16 protein-coding genes are annotated in these 14,160 nt (G+C 69.4%); 7 read left to right on the forward strand and 9 right to left on the reverse strand.

Features of this window, described 5'->3' with window-relative positions; translation table 11 throughout:
* The first annotated feature begins 130 nt into the window (after positions 1–130).
* Positions 131–928: an alpha/beta fold hydrolase gene (locus tag MFF40_RS00105; RefSeq protein ID WP_147898551.1), complete on the forward strand. Its 798-nt coding sequence runs from the start codon at positions 131–133 to the stop codon at positions 926–928.
* Entirely contained in the window at positions 918–2,954 is a 2,037-nt protein-coding gene (locus tag MFF40_RS00110) for a PAS domain S-box protein (protein WP_147898550.1), read from the forward strand. The genes MFF40_RS00105 and MFF40_RS00110 overlap by 11 nt, the downstream gene beginning before the upstream one ends.
* 814 nt (positions 2,955–3,768) lie before the next feature.
* Here the strand turns inward: MFF40_RS00110 and MFF40_RS00115 are convergent.
* From MFF40_RS00115 to MFF40_RS00145, 7 genes are all read right to left on the reverse strand, one after another.
* On the reverse strand, positions 3,769–4,038 hold the full coding sequence (locus MFF40_RS00115; RefSeq protein WP_238259316.1) for a BrnA antitoxin family protein: 270 nt from the start codon (positions 4,036–4,038) through the stop codon (positions 3,769–3,771).
* Between the two features lie 6 nt (positions 4,039–4,044).
* Positions 4,045–4,404: a hypothetical protein gene (locus MFF40_RS00120; RefSeq protein ID WP_147854719.1), complete on the reverse strand. Its 360-nt coding sequence runs from the start codon at positions 4,402–4,404 to the stop codon at positions 4,045–4,047.
* A 304-nt stretch (positions 4,405–4,708) separates the two neighbouring features.
* Positions 4,709–5,695 carry an energy transducer TonB family protein gene (locus tag MFF40_RS00125; RefSeq protein ID WP_147896901.1) on the reverse strand — a complete coding sequence of 329 codons (987 nt, stop codon included), beginning with the start codon at positions 5,693–5,695 and terminating at the stop codon, positions 4,709–4,711.
* A 5-nt stretch (positions 5,696–5,700) separates the two neighbouring features.
* The gene (locus tag MFF40_RS00130; RefSeq protein WP_147854540.1) at positions 5,701–6,174 is read right to left on the reverse strand and encodes an ExbD/TolR family protein; all 474 of its coding nucleotides are present in this window, start codon (positions 6,172–6,174) and stop codon (positions 5,701–5,703) included.
* A 149-nt stretch (positions 6,175–6,323) separates the two neighbouring features.
* Positions 6,324–7,019, reverse strand: a complete 696-nt coding sequence (locus MFF40_RS00135; protein ID WP_238259318.1) for a MotA/TolQ/ExbB proton channel family protein — start codon at positions 7,017–7,019, stop codon at positions 6,324–6,326.
* 130 nt (positions 7,020–7,149) lie between these two features.
* The gene (locus tag MFF40_RS00140; RefSeq protein ID WP_147854538.1) at positions 7,150–7,626 is read right to left on the reverse strand and encodes a Tat pathway signal protein; all 477 of its coding nucleotides are present in this window, start codon (positions 7,624–7,626) and stop codon (positions 7,150–7,152) included.
* Positions 7,627–7,689: 63 nt separating this feature from the next.
* Entirely contained in the window at positions 7,690–8,181 is a 492-nt protein-coding gene (locus tag MFF40_RS00145; RefSeq protein ID WP_147854537.1) for a hypothetical protein, read from the reverse strand.
* 424 nt (positions 8,182–8,605) lie between these two features.
* Here MFF40_RS00145 and MFF40_RS00150 point away from each other — a divergent pair, with 424 nt between their 5' ends.
* Both MFF40_RS00150 and MFF40_RS00155 read left to right on the forward strand, forming a co-directional pair.
* Complete coding sequence (locus tag MFF40_RS00150; RefSeq protein ID WP_147854536.1) at positions 8,606–9,034, forward strand: Hsp20 family protein; 429 nt, start codon at positions 8,606–8,608, stop codon at positions 9,032–9,034.
* 148 nt (positions 9,035–9,182) lie between these two features.
* Entirely contained in the window at positions 9,183–9,467 is a 285-nt protein-coding gene (locus MFF40_RS00155; protein WP_147854535.1) for a BQ00720 family protein, read from the forward strand.
* A gap of 20 nt (positions 9,468–9,487) precedes the next feature.
* Here the strand turns inward: MFF40_RS00155 and MFF40_RS00160 are convergent, their stop codons facing one another.
* Complete coding sequence (locus tag MFF40_RS00160; RefSeq protein WP_238259320.1) at positions 9,488–10,255, reverse strand: alpha/beta hydrolase; 768 nt, start codon at positions 10,253–10,255, stop codon at positions 9,488–9,490.
* Between the two features lie 170 nt (positions 10,256–10,425).
* Between MFF40_RS00160 and MFF40_RS00165 the strand changes: the two genes are divergently transcribed.
* The 3 genes from MFF40_RS00165 (at position 10,426) to MFF40_RS00175 (ending at position 13,283) form a co-directional block, all read left to right on the forward strand.
* The gene (locus MFF40_RS00165) at positions 10,426–11,649 is read left to right on the forward strand and encodes a glycosyltransferase family 4 protein (RefSeq protein WP_187278060.1); all 1,224 of its coding nucleotides are present in this window, start codon (positions 10,426–10,428) and stop codon (positions 11,647–11,649) included.
* Between the two features lie 228 nt (positions 11,650–11,877).
* Positions 11,878–12,399 (forward strand): translation initiation factor IF-3, encoded by a 522-nt coding sequence (infC, locus tag MFF40_RS00170; RefSeq protein ID WP_007561393.1) that lies wholly within the window; start codon positions 11,878–11,880, stop codon positions 12,397–12,399.
* Positions 12,400–12,497: 98 nt separating this feature from the next.
* Complete coding sequence (locus MFF40_RS00175; protein WP_147856950.1) at positions 12,498–13,283, forward strand: HesA/MoeB/ThiF family protein; 786 nt, start codon at positions 12,498–12,500, stop codon at positions 13,281–13,283.
* On the opposite strand, the gene MFF40_RS00180 is transcribed toward MFF40_RS00175, so the two are convergent.
* Positions 13,272–14,153: a DUF1186 domain-containing protein gene (locus MFF40_RS00180; protein WP_147856949.1), complete on the reverse strand. Its 882-nt coding sequence runs from the start codon at positions 14,151–14,153 to the stop codon at positions 13,272–13,274. The genes MFF40_RS00175 and MFF40_RS00180 overlap by 12 nt on opposite strands.
* Positions 14,154–14,160: the final 7 nt, after the last annotated feature.

A 14,160-nucleotide genomic window follows, 5' to 3' on the forward strand; every position in this document is an offset into this window, starting at 1 on the left:
CGGGGTGCTCGCCGCCGTGAGCGATGCTCGCCGCGTCGAACCGAGCGTTCCATGACGGGCTCAGTGACCCTCCGGATTGCTTCGCGATCGGAAACGGCCTTAGACCGGAACGCGATCGAAGGGAGCGGACGTGTCGGTCCTCCAACGTCACAATGTGCGGGTCGCGGGATCCGGCGAGACCGCCATGGTCTTCGCCCACGGGTTCGGCTGCGACCAGAACATGTGGCGCTTCGTGGCGCCCGCGTTCGAGGACCGGTTCCGGACTGTCCTGTTCGACCATGTCGGCGCCGGCGGGTCGGACCTGTCGGCCTACGACCCGGCGAAATACGCAACCCTGGCGGGCTACGCCGACGACGTCGTGGCGCTGTCGCGCGCGCTCGGCGTGAAGGGCGGCGTGTTCGTCGGCCATTCGGTGAGCGCGATGATCGGCATCCTTGCCTGGAAGCGGGCGCCGGACCTGTTCGACAGCCTCGTCCTGGTCTGCCCGTCGCCGCGCTACGTCGACGACGGCGATTACGTCGGCGGTTTCAGCCAGGCGCAGGTGGAGGAACTGCTCGACTTCCTCGACAGCAACCACATGGGATGGTCGCACGCGATGGCCCCGGCGATCATGGGCAACCCCGACCGGCCGGAACTCGGGCAGGAACTGACCAACAGCTTCTGCCGCACGGATCCCGAGATCGCCAAGCGCTTCGCCCGGACCACCTTCCTGTCGGACAACCGGGCCGACCTGGATGGCGTCACCGCCCGCTGCCTCGTCATCCAGTGCTCGGACGACATCGTCGCGCCGCAGCAGGTCGGCGCGTACGTCCATCACAAGCTACCGAACAGCACGCTGGTCCATTTCGAGGCGTCGGGACATTGCCCGAACCTGAGCGCCCCGGAGGAGACCATCGCGGCGATCGAGGCCTTCGTCCTTGGCGGTTGAGGGCGACGCGCCGCACTGCGCTTCCGGGCCGGCCGTCGACGACCTCGAAGACCTCTTCGAGAACGCCCCGTGCGGCTACGCCTCGGCCCTGCCGGACGGGCGGTTCTCACGGGTCAACCGGACGCTGGCCGATTGGCTGGGCTATCAGGCCGCGGATCTCGTCGGACGCAGGTTCCTCGACCTGCTGACCATTGCGGGCAAGGTCTACTACGAGACCCATTTCGCCCCGGTTCTGCGCCTGCAGGGATCGTTCAAGGAGGTGGCGTTCGATCTCGTGCGGAGCGACGGCACGGCGTTGCCGGTCATCGCCAACGCGGTCGTCCGCCGGGACGACGCGGGCGCCATCCGCTTCATCCGGATCACGGTGTTCGATGCCTCGGACCGCCGCCGCTACGAGCGTGACCTTCTGGAGGCCCGCCGCAACGCGGACCAGGCCCGGATCGCCCTGCAGGACCTCAATCAGACGCTGGAGGTCCGGGTGGCGGAACGCGCCCGCGCCCTCGACCGGGCGTGGCGGCTCTCTCCGGATCTGCTCGTGATGGCGGATGCCGATGGCGTCGTGGCGGCCGTGAATGCCGCCTGGACGACCCTGCTCGGCTGGGGCGCAGTCGATCTCGTCGGGCAGAAGGTCTTCGCCTTCATCCACCCGGACGACCTCGCTGCGGCCCACGCTGCCTTGGCCGGCATCGTGACGGCTCCCGTGAGCGTCCCGTTCGAGTCCCGTCTGCGGCACGCGGACGGGAGTTATCGCCGCTTCGCCTGGACGGGGGCGTTCGAGGACGGGCAGATCTATGGCACCGGCCGGCATACCACCGCACAGCACGAGCAGGCCGACGCGCTGCGCCGGGCGGAGGAGGCGCTGCGCCAGTCGCAGAAGCTGGAGGCGGTCGGCCAGCTCACCGGCGGCGTCGCCCACGACTTCAACAACCTGCTGACCATCATCCGCTCGTCGGTGGATTTCCTACGCCGTCCCGACCTGCCGGCCGACCGGCGCGACCGCTACATGGATGCCGTGTCCGACACGGTCGACCGCGCCACGAAGCTGACGAGCCAGCTATTGGCCTTCGCCCGGCGCCAGACGCTCAAGCCCGAGGCGTTCGAAGTCGGCGAGCGCCTGCGCGGCGTCGCCGACATGCTCGACACCCTGACGGGTGCGCGCATCCAGGTGCGCACCGAACTGCCGGCCGAACCCTGCTACGTGAAAGCCGATCTCAGCCAGTTCGAGACCGCCCTGGTCAACATGGCGGTTAACGCCCGCGACGCCATGGACGGCGCAGGTACGCTCACGCTTCGGCTGACCTGTGCGAGCGCCCTGCCGCCGATCCGCGGCCACGCGGCCGCCCTGGGTCCGTTCGCGGCGGTGTCGCTCACCGATACCGGCACCGGCATCGCACCGGACATGCTCAGCCGTATCTTCGAGCCGTTCTACACCACCAAGGAAGTGGGCAAGGGCACCGGACTGGGGCTCAGCCAAGTGTTCGGCTTCGCCAAGCAATCCGGCGGCGACGTCGAGGTCCACAGCGTCGTCGGAGGTGGCACGACCTTCACGCTTTACCTGCCGGAGATCGACATCGTGGCACCGGAGGACCTTGCGGTGCCGTATCTCCGCGAGGGTTTCCCGTCGGGCGGCGGCCAGCACGTCCTGATCGTCGAGGACAACGTCGAGGTCGGGCGCTTCGCCACCCAGATCCTGGAGGATATCGGCTACCGGGCGACCTGGGCGGCGAACGCCGAGGATGCGATCGAGAAGCTCGGCCCGGACGGCGCCGGATACGACGCAGTGTTCTCCGACGTGGTGATGCCCGGCATGGGCGGCATCGCGCTGGCGCGGCTGCTCCAGCGCCGGATGCCGAAACTCCCGGTGCTGCTCGCGACCGGCTACAGCCATGTCCTGGCCCAGGACGGGCTGCACGGCTTCGAGCTGATCCACAAGCCATACTCGGCCGATCAACTCGGCCGCATTCTCGGCCGCGTGCTGTCGCCAACGTTCGGGCAAACGATGACGGCGATCGAGCCGCGAGGGTAACGGTCCGGCTCAGAGACGCAGGCTAGGTCCGACGGTATGCGCCAATCACTCGTCAGGATGGCAAATTTCCGCAGACGCTTCAGCCCCCACTCTGTCATCCCGGGGCGCCGCAGGCGCGCCCGGGATCCAGATCCGCAGGCAGCGCAAGTCATTGATCCAACAATGGTTCTTGATCCAGGGTTCAGCTTCGCGGCCCCGGGATGACGGGCTGTCTTCAGAACGGCCTCTACATGGGACAGGGGTCGCAGGCCAAGCGGGACGGTCATATGCAGACCACCACGGCAAACACCTTGAAAGGGCTGGGACCCGCACCTTCCGCAGAAGCATATGTGGGCAACTGCTTGCCAACCGGATCGCGTGTTCGCCCTCTGCCATTACCTTCGGCCCCGACTTTCGGGAATGTCCCGTTTTTGGTCAGGGAGAGGAAGGTCCCGAGCGCGCCGCATCCTCTGCCCGGAGCGGCGAACCGGAAGACCCCGAATCCGGGGATCGGGTCGGCAGGGCGCTGATCGGAACCAGGCCAAGATCCCGCTCTGTCCTGGTGGTCCGACAACCGGCACGATGCGCGAGGCCGCTCGCTACCCAATCTGAAGCCGGTTCACCGTAAACTGCCACGTGGACGCGGGCACCATGAGGCCGGCCCGGCGTATCAGCGCAACACCGCACGCCAAGACCTTCGGGGGACGAGCACAGCCCACGGACCCCGTCATAAGCGGTCGGCCGGCTCGGATGGAATCGACGGCGCGCGCAAGCGGCCGCGAACCCCCGGCGCCTTCGAGGAACCCGCCATCGAACCGGGAAGTCCCGATCCGCTCTACGCGTCGTCAGCGGGAACGAGGGTCTTCAGCGCCTCGTTGACGCGGTCCTGCCAGCCCGGGCCGTCCTTCTGGAAATGGGCCAGCACGGCGCTGTCGAGGCGCAGGGTGACCATCTCGCGCGTGCCCGGGACCGCCGTCGGGCGGGGAGCCGACGGCGCGGGTGGTGGAGGGGCAGCGGCGGGTTTGGCGGTCGTGGCGGCTTTGAAAGCCGCCTCGGCGGCCGCGCGCGGATCGGTGAAGCGGCGGCGGTTGCGATCGTCGGCCATCGGCCCTCAGTCCTTCGCGACGGCTTTCTTCGGCGCGGCCTTCTTGGCGGCACCTTTTGCAGTCTTGCTCGCGATCTTGGCGGCGGCCTTGGCTTCCTTCTCGGCAACCTTGGCTTGCACCTCGGCGGCCTTGACCTCGGCCTCGGCCGCTTCCTTGGCGAGACGCAGGGAACGCAGCTTCAGCGTCCGCTCGTCGATCGCCTTGATCGACGCGTGGTGCTCGGCCATCGCCTGCGCGCCCTCGCGGGCCATGCGCTCGGCCCGCTCCGCCCGCTCGGCACGGTTGTCGGCCCGGGTCTTGGCTTCCGCCTCCGCGTCGCGGATGTCCTCGGCCTCTTCGAGGTCGGTCTCAGTCTCGTCGCTCATCCTGTGCCTTTCGCCCCGGTCCAGCGGAACCGCGTCCTGCGCGTCGCGCGCGGGAACGGTCTTCTGGAGCGGGTCCGGCCTGTTCGAGGGGTGAAGGGGCAAGGCCGGATGATCCGCCCCGCCGCGCCGTCCTGAGACGACTGTTCGAGGCCGTGATCGCAAAGGCTTTAGCACGCTCCCGCGCCGGATGGCGAATCCGGCCTGTTGATCGTGCTGGACAGTGGAACGTATTCGTCCCGGATCGTGAGGCGCCTGTTCAATCGAAACCGACGCCTCTGCCTCGCCGCGTGTCGTCTATTCGCTCTCAGCGCACGCGATAGTTGAGCGGGATCGTCACCGAAAGGCTCGGTTGCGTCACGCCGGGGGGCGCCGGCGGCAAGCCGCCCCGCACCGCCGCCAGCGCGGCGCTGTCGATCTGACCCACGCCGCTGGACCGGGCGAGGCCCGCCCCCGACACCGCGCCAGACCGCATCACGGTGAACCGGACCATGGCGGTACCTCCGGCGGTGCCGGCTGCGGCGCCCGGATTCATCCGGCCGTGGATCGCCGCGCTGATCGCTCCGGTCCACTGACGCAGCGCACTCGGATCGCTGCCCGCGGCGGCCCGGCCGGCGGCGTTCTGGCGCGATGCCGACGCCGAGTTGCGCGCCTCGGCCCCCTGCTGGGCCTTGGCTTGCTTCGCCTTCGCTTCGCGGGCTGCCTTCTGCTTTGCTTCGCGGATCTCCTCGAGACGCTCCTCGCGCTTCTGCTCGCGCAGCTTCTCTTCGCGGATCTTGCGCAGCTTCGCCTCGCGCTCGGCCTTGATCTTGGCCGGATCCGGCGTCGGCTTCGGCGGCTCCTCGGTCTTGGCGACCTCGGTCGGCGGCGGCGCCAGCGGCTCGGCGGATTCGGCCGTCGAGGTGATGACCTCGCTCTGCGCCTCCACCGGAACGGCCTCCTGCGGCGGCTCGGTGACGGCCTCGGTCTCGTCCGGCTTGACCTCTGTCATCTCGGGCGGTGGCGGCTGCACGGCCTCGTCGGGCGGCAATTCCACCGGCTTCGCCTCCGGAGGCGCCGCCTGGCTCATCTGCTGTTCCGCCGGAGCCTCGGTCGAGGACTCAGTCATCACCGGCGCCAGATCGATCGAGATCTGCTGCTCGCCGGGCGGGGCCGGCGGCGTCAGCCGATAGAACATCACCGCCACGAGCACGAGCGCGTGCAGCGCGAACGCGACCAGGAAGGCGGCGAGCAGCCCGTTCGGGCGCCCCTCGCCGGGCCCTGACGACAGATCCGTCGAAGTCAGCGTGCTCATGGATGTCAGCGCGCGGTCTCTGCGGGGGCGGCCGGTGCCGCCGGGGCTGGGCCGCCCGGCGACTGCGCGATCAGCGACACCTTGGTGAAGCCCGCCTGCCCGACGAGGCCCATCACCTGCATGATCTTGCCGTAGGGGACGTCCCGGTCGCCCCGCACCAGGATCACCTGGTCCTTGTCGGAGGCCGCCATCTCGCGCAGGCGCGGAACGAGGCTGTCCATGGTGAACACCTCCTTGGCGATCGACGGGTTGCCGTCCTTGTCGACCGTGACCTCCTGGGGCTTCTTCGACTGCGCCACCTTGGCGGCCGCAGTCTTGGGCAGCTGCACCGGCACGCCGGTGGTCATCAGCGGCGCCGCGACCATGAAGATGATCAGCAGGACGAGCATCACGTCGACCATGGGGGTGACGTTGATCTCGGACATCGGCATGTCGTCGTTGTCGTCATCGTCGCTTGCGCGGGGCGATGCCATCGCCATGGCGGCGTCTCCGAATGAAGGGGTTCGGCCCGAATCGAGCCGGGGTTCGAGGCATCCTTGGCCGCGGCACGCGGCCGACCGGCTGGGCGCCTCGGATCAGGGACGGAGCGCCGGGCCCGCTCGCGACGGGCCCCTGCGCCGAGGGAGACCTACTCGGCGGCCGCGCGGTGCTGCCCGGCCCCCGTCCGCTCGCGGGCGAGGCGATCGCCCAGCAGCGAAATGTAGGACGTGAAGGAGCTTTGGATGCCGCCGATGTCGCCGGCGAGCTTGTTGTAGGCCATCACGGCCGGGATCGCGACGACCAGGCCGATGGCGGTGGCGAACAGCGCCTCGGCGATGCCCGGGGCGACGACGGCGAGCGAGGTGTCCTGGCTCCGCGCGATCGACGAGAAGGAGTTCATGATGCCCCAGACCGTGCCGAACAGGCCGACGAACGGGGCCGTGGAGCCCGAAGTCGCCAGCAGCGACAGGCCGGTGCGCAGGCGCTTCACTTCGAGGCCGAGCGCGCCGCGCATGGCCCGCTCGATCCGCTCGCGCCGTTCGGCCCGGGTCTCGGTCGGGTCCTGGTCGCGCCACGCCTCGATGGCGGCCTTCACGACGTGGCCGGTCAGGCCCTTGTGATTGCCGTCGAGGCTGCCACCGGACCGCACCAGTTTCTCGAACGCCTTCGCCTGACGCCGTGCCGCGGAGAGCCGGATGATCTTCTCGAACACCACCGTCCAGCACGCGATCGAGGCGATGACCAGCAGGATCATCACGCCCTTCACGATCGGGTCGGCCTGCAGGAACAGGCCGAGGAACGAGAAGTCGTGGGCGACCTCGGTCGGGGCTTGTGTCGGGTCCATCAGGGGCTCCTGGGATCGTGGTGTCACGCGGCCTGAGGCCGCCATCGCATCGGGGGGCGGCGAAAGCCGCTGGCCGTCCGGCGGCGCACCGCCGGACGGTTTGGTCGAACCGACCCTTATGGCGCCTGCATCAGCGGTCGAAGGCGAGGCCGGCCTTGCTCTCGGTCTCGGTCCGCTCCAGGCAAGCCTCGCGGGCGGCATCGCCGCCATCGCAGGCCAGGACGTCGTTCAGAAGCACCCGTCCGACCTTGCCGCAGGCGATGCCGGGGAAGTCGAAGATCTTCACGATGGTCTTGCGGGCCGGAAGGGGGCCGAGTTCCACCGCGACGCGCTTCTGGGCCACCCCCTCGGGATCGAACGCGAACAGGTCGACCTTGTAGGATTTGAGGCCGGCGCCCTTGGAATTGTCGACCACCATGGTCACCCGGCACGCCTCGCCCGCGGTCTCGACCTTGTTGAGCTGCAGCTTCAGCGGCGTCTTGTCGGCGCCGGCGTCCTGCGCCAGCGCCGACGCGACCAGGAGCGCCGAGAGTGCGAAGCACGCGGCCGTATCGAGGGCGATCCGACCGATCCGTCGGCGGTACAGTGGGACGCTCAGGGCAAGCACCAGACTGATTTCCTCTTTCCTCAGGGTCGGCCGCAGCCGGACCAGGCCGTCGAAGCGGCCGACTCAGTGAAGCACGACCCGCCGCGGGCAGGCTGCCGGCGCCAGGCGCTCCGCCGCCGCGTCGAGGGTCGCCACAGCGGCACGGACCGCCTCGACCAGACGGGGCGCCGCTTCCCGCCCGGTGATTTCGGCAGCCGCCTCTTCGAGGTCGGCCCAGAGCCGACGTCGGCCACGACCGATCAGGGCGACCAGGGCGCATTCGTGGCCGGTGACCCGGCAGCAGCTCGCCGGCATGAAGGACCAGTCGTCCTCGCGCTCCGCCCTCAGCGCGCGCACGATCGCGACCACGCTCGCGACGAAACGGCAGCCCTCAGCCGCGCCGAGGAGTTGTTCCGCGCCGTCGAAGGCGGCATTCCAGCAGGCGATGTCGCTGGTCATGTACCCGGCCGCGACGAACCGAGCCACCGACAGCGCCAGGATATCGGCCTCGTCGCCGCACACGTCGGCGACACGCTGCATCGCCGCATGACTTGCCGGTGTCGAAGGCGCGCTCATCGGGACTCCACTGCATCCCGTCGGGTTCGGGAACTTCCGGCGAGCGTCCGTCCGACCCGGACGATCACCAGTCGCGGCAGTAGACATGGGCGCTTCCTGGATCAAGGCCCGACGCGAAAATCAGAGCAGTTCCAAACTGTTAGTCAGAAGCGTGGCTGCTCGTGGACTTGCTAAAATATCCCGTTTGAATATGCCGAATTATCCTGGTTCGTTCGCTTTTTCGCGGTGCACTGCTGGGGCGGGTATGAGAATTAAACCGTTCCCTTGATGGGGTTGCCTCCCTCGGCCATATCCCACTCACCGGCGGCGTTCCGCCCGGCGGAGCGCTGTCCCGGACGGGCTCCATAGCGTCGAGGTGCTCGGAGATCCGCGGGCTGCGGCTAGCCTTGGGGTCGGAGGCCTCGCTGTGAGGATGGCGGCCGCAATGACTCGACCCTCGCCCTTCGGGCACCCGTTCCTGCTCGGCTTCGACGAGATCGAGCAGGCGCTTGACCGGGTCGCCAAGGGCGCCAACGACGGGTATCCCCCCTATAATATCGAACGGCTGCCCCGCACGGAGCGCGAGCCTGAACGCTTGCGCATCACGCTCGCGGTGGCCGGCTTCACCCAGGACCAACTCGACGTGACGCTGGAGGAGAATCAGCTGGTCGTCCGCGGCCGACAGGTGGACGAGCGTGAGCGGCACTTCCTGCACCGTGGCATCGCGGCGCGCCAGTTCCAGCGGACGTTCCTGCTGGCCGACGGCATGGTGGTCCTGGGGGCGGATCTGGCCAACGGCCTGCTCTCCATCGATCTCGTCCGCCCGGAACCCGACCGGATCGTGCGCAAGATCGATATCGGTGCGCGCGGCTAGCGGGTCGGCGATCCAGGGTGCGGCGTGAACGCAGCCCAGCGATGCCTGCAATCGATTGATTGGACGCCGGAACACCCCACATCAGGATGGAACCACCGGTGCCTCCGGGACCGGAGGTAGACGCTCTGCCACCCCAGGAGGGCTAGACATGACGAACTTGAACGCATCGCCCCTCACCCCCGCCGATCTCGACCCGACCGAGTTCAACCCGGCGGATCTCGCGGCGCTCGGCGAGGGCCATATCGCCTACGTCCGCCCGATCCGCTCCGACGAGGTGCGTCGCCTGTTCCCGCAGGCCCCGGAACTGATGCCCGGTCTCGACCTGTTCGCCCTGCTCTCGGCGAGCGGCGAGCCGATCATGCTGGCCGATTCGCGGGATGTGGTTCTGGCCAATGCCGTCGCCCAGGACCTCCACGCCGTCAGCCTGCACTGACGCCGGGCAGGCCGTGCTAGTCAGGCGAACTCCGCCACCGCCGCCACGAGCCGCGCAATGTCCTGCGGCCGTGACAGGCGGTGGTCTCCGTCCGCGATCAGCGTGAGCACGGTGCCCTCGGCGGGAAGGCGGCTCACCGTCTTCAGGGCGTGCTGATACGGCACGTCCGGGTCGCGCATCCCCTGCAGGATGTGGACGGGACAGGCGGGGTCGAAGGGGCGCTCGAGCAGCCTGTTGCCGCGACCATCCTCGATCAGCGCCAGGGTGATCGGATCGGGCTCCGGCGCGTAGTCGCTCGGCCGGCGGAGCATACCCTCTCGCTTCATCATCGCGCGGGCCGGTTCGTCGAGGTTGGACCAGATCAGGTCTTCAGTGAAGTCCAGGGCCGGAGCGACCAGCACCAGCGCCGCCGTCGTCTGGCCGAGCGCGGCGCGGTCGCGGGCGGCGAGGCACGCGATCCAGCCGCCCATCGACGAACCGACCAGGATCGGCGGCTCGGGCACGAAGGCCGACAGGACCGCCTGAGCGTCCTCCAGCCAGGACGAGATGGTGCAGTCGGCGAAGGTGCCGCCGGAGGCGCCGTGGCCGGCATAGTCGAACCGCACCAAGGCGCGCTTTTCCTCCGCGGCCCACGCGTCCAGGGCCGCGGCTTTGGTGGCGGTCATGTCGGAGCGGAACCCCCCGAGCCAGACCACCGGCGGCCTCGCGCCCTCTCGAACCCGCACGGCGATCTTGCGTGCGGCCTTACCTTCGCCGACGCTGATGAAGTTCGGCCCTGTATCGGTCATCGATCTCTCCGGTAGGCCTATCTCGATCCTGAAGAAGTCCATCCCTGACCGGATCGGCTTCAGCCTGCGTTTACCAGACCGTAAAGCGCGACCGCGATGCTGGAGCAATGGGTACCAGCATGTTGCAGATGCCGGCGGGAGGCTTGCGTCTCCACGCCGAACGAGCGCGGATGGGTGATGTGACGCGCGGCCTCACGGGCTTCCCCGCCGAAATCGATGTCCTTGCGGGCGCCCGCGTCCTGCAGATCATCCCGGAACTCGATGCCGGTGGCGCCGAGCGGACGACCGTCGACGTGGCCGGCGCCTTGGCCGCGGTGGGCGCCCGGGCCCTGGTCGCCACCGAGGGCGGCCGCCTCATCGGCGAGCTTCAGGCGAAGGGCGGGCATTGGCTCCGTTTCCCGGCCGCGTCGAAGAATCCGGCCAGCATGGCGATCAACGTCGTGCGGCTGATGGCCCTGTGTCGGCGCGAGGGCGTGCAGATCGTCCACGCCCGCTCCCGGGCGCCGGCCTGGGTCGCGCTCGGGGCCGCACGCCGGCTCGGCCTGCCGTTCGTCACGACCTATCACGGCAGCTATTCCGGCCGGACCGGCGTGAAGGTGCTGTACAATTCCGTGATGGCCCGGGGCGACGTGGTGATCGCCAACTCGCGCTACACCGCCGACCTGATCCACCGGCTGCACGCCGAGCAGGCCGGCGACCGCGTCCGGGTCATCCACCGGGGCACGGATCTCGCGGTGTTCAATCCGGTGGCGGTGGGCGCCGGACGGGTCGAGGCCCTGCGCCGGGCCTGGAACGTGGCGCCCCACGAGCGGGTGATCCTGCTCGCGGCCCGCCTGACCGCCTGGAAGGGTCATCGGGTGCTGATCGACGCCGCCGCGCAGATGCGGGATCGGGGCGTGTCGGACCTCGCGGTTGTGCTCGCCGGCGATCCGCAGGGTCGGACGTCCTACGAGCGCGAGCTCGATGCGCTGATCGCCGCCCGGGGCCTGGGCGGCATCGTGCGTCGGGTCGGCCACTGCACCGACATGCCCGCGGCTTTCCGCGCAGCGTCCGTGGTGGCCGTCCCGTCCGTGGAGCCGGAGGCGTTCGGCCGCTCGGCCGTGGAAGCCCAGGCGCTGGGCACGCCCGTGGTGGTCTCCGATCTCGGCGCGGTGCCCGAGACGGTGCTGGCGCCGCCGGACGTCGCGTCCGGCCAGCGGACGGGCTGGCGCGTGCCGCCAGGCGATGCCGGCGCGCTCGCCGCAGCCCTCACCGAAGCATTGTCTCTCGGTGCCAGCGCCCGCGATGCCCTGGTCCGGCGCGGACGGGCCCATGTGGAGGCGAATTTCTCCCTTGAGCGCATGGCCAGCGACACCTTGGCGGTCTACGCCCAGTTGCTCGGGCGGCACACCTGACAAGCCGTGGCCTCCGGGCACGGTGGGCCGGCCAGACGACCCCGGGGTGCCGATTATTTCGCCGACCGCGTCGGCGACCCGTTGACTCTCGTGGAGCTTCCTCCAACGTAGTAGGTCCGGGAGAGACCGGAACGGCTGGCGGTCAGGGGATCCGAGGAACGGGTCGCCAGGTCCGCCGTTTCGTCGTTGCAGCAGGAGACCGAAGCCATTCGTAGACCGATGAGAGCCATGCCGGCCCCGCAGAAGGACGGGCCGCGCGCCAACCGCGACATTCGCGGGGTGCGGGAAGTGCAGCTGATCGACGATACCGGGCAGAACCGCGGCGTCGTCCCCTTCTTCGACGCGCTGACTCTCGCTGAGGAAGCCGGCCTCGATCTCGTGGAGATCGCGCCGAACTCGGTGCCGCCCGTCTGCAAGCTGCTCGATTACGGGCGCTTCCGCTTCAACGAGCAGAAGAAGCAAAACGAGGCGCGCAAGCGGCAGAAGACCGTCGAGGTCAAGGAGATCAAGCTCCGCCCCGGCATCGACAAGCACGATTACGACACCAAGATGAAGTCGGTTCACCGCTTCTTCGAGGAGGGCGACAAGGTCAAGGTGACCCTGCGCTTCCGTGGTCGTGAGATGGCTCACCAGGATATCGGCCTGCGCCTCCTGGAGCGCGTGAAGAACGAGACGGCCGAGATCGCCAAGGTGGAGAGCGAGCCGATGCTCGAAGGCCGCCAGATGATCATGATCCTCGCGCCGCGCTGATCCGCTCGGCCACAGCGATTTACGCCGCCTCCTGACCCGGGGCGGCGTTCGCATTTGTAGCGCTTCCGCAAAGCCGCGGAGGCGACTATCTCGGGGCCATGGCCCTGGCTCCCGAAGAGATCGAACGCTACGCCCGTCACCTGGTCCTGGCCGAGGTCGGCGGCCCCGGGCAGGCACGCCTCAAGGCGGCCCGGGTGCTGGTGATCGGGGCAGGGGGGCTCGGCGCGCCGCTGATCCAGTATCTCGCGGCCGCCGGCATCGGCACGATCGGCATCGTCGACGACGACACCGTCTCGCTGTCGAACCTGCAGCGCCAGGTGATTCACGGCACGCCGGATCTCGGCCGGCCGAAAGTCGAGAGCGCGGCCGACGCGGTCGAACGCCTCAACCCGCACGTGGCGGTGATCCAGCACCCGTTCCGCATCGCGCCGGACAATGCCGTCGACCTGATCGCGGGCTACGACCTCGTCGCCGACGGCTCCGACAACTTCGCCACCCGCTACGCCGTCTCGGATGCCTGCTTCCACGCCGGGCGACCGCTGGTGACCGCTGCGCTCGGCCGGTTCGACGGCACGCTCACCACGATCCGCGCGCACGAGACCGGCCCGGACGGCAAGCCGAATCCGACCTATCGCTGCCTGTTCCCCAACCCGCCGCCGCCCGGCAGCGTGCCGGCCTGCGCGGAGGCCGGCGTGCTCGGGGCGCTGGCCGGCGTGATGGGCTCGCTGATGGCCATGGAGGTGATCCGTGCCGTGGCCCAATTCGGCGAGCTGCTGGTCGGGCGCCTGCTCATGGTGGACGCTCGCTCGATGCGATTCGAGACGCTGCGCTACGGCTGGGACCCGGACAATCCGCTCAGCGGCACCGCGGCCTCAGCCCAGTAGAGCGCCCGGCGGCATCCACGGGCCGTCAGTCTCCGTCTTGCCGAGGCAGCACTTCTTGAACTTCTTGCCCGAGCCGCAGGGACACGGATCGTTGCGCCCGACATCCTTCAACGGATTGCGCTGCGGCTCGCCGGCGCCCTCCGCGGTCCAGTCGAGCGCTTCGACCGGATCGTCGAGATAGCCGTACTGGTAGGGCCCGAGACGATCCCGGTCCTCCGGCTTGGTCTCGGCCTTGCGCAGCGCCTCCTTGAACCAGGCGGCGTCGCTGATCTCGTCGGTGATCCGCCCGTCCGCCCGGGCCGCCGCGGCACGCGGGGCGAGATCGCGAAAGCCCAGATGTGCGATCGCCTCCTCCCAGCCGACCCAGGCCGGTCCCTCCTCGACGGCCGCCTGCGCGTCGTCGAACCGGACCAGCAGCGCGTGCATCGCGTCGCGGTCGATCCGGCCCTCGAGGGTCAGGAAGGTGCAGGCCGACAGCAGCGCCATGCGGGTGAGGTCATCGACCGTGCTGTCGAGGATCAGCCGGAACAGGGGCTGGTGATCCCCGTCGAACAGGCTCGCCACGACCTTGGACAGCGTCGCCGTCACGGCGTCGCCCAGGATCGCGTCGAGCGTGTCCTCGTCCTGCCGGAGGAGCTTGAGGAGCGGCGCGAGGGCGCGCGTGTCCCGGGCATGCGCCAGGACGTGCAGGCCCCAGAACAGGAGGTTCTCCTGCTCCGGGGTGAGCTCGTCACCGTTGGCCGCGGCCTCCAGCAGCGGCAGCGTCGCCTCGGCGATCTCGGCCGGATGTTCGAGCGCCTCCCGCAGCGCCTTGGTCGGCCGGTGCTCGGACGCTGCCAAGTCCTCGATGAGCGCTGCGATCCGGTTCATGCCGCTC

Source organism: Methylobacterium mesophilicum (assembly GCF_022179445.1).
Classification (GTDB): Bacteria; Pseudomonadota; Alphaproteobacteria; order Rhizobiales; family Beijerinckiaceae; genus Methylobacterium; species Methylobacterium mesophilicum.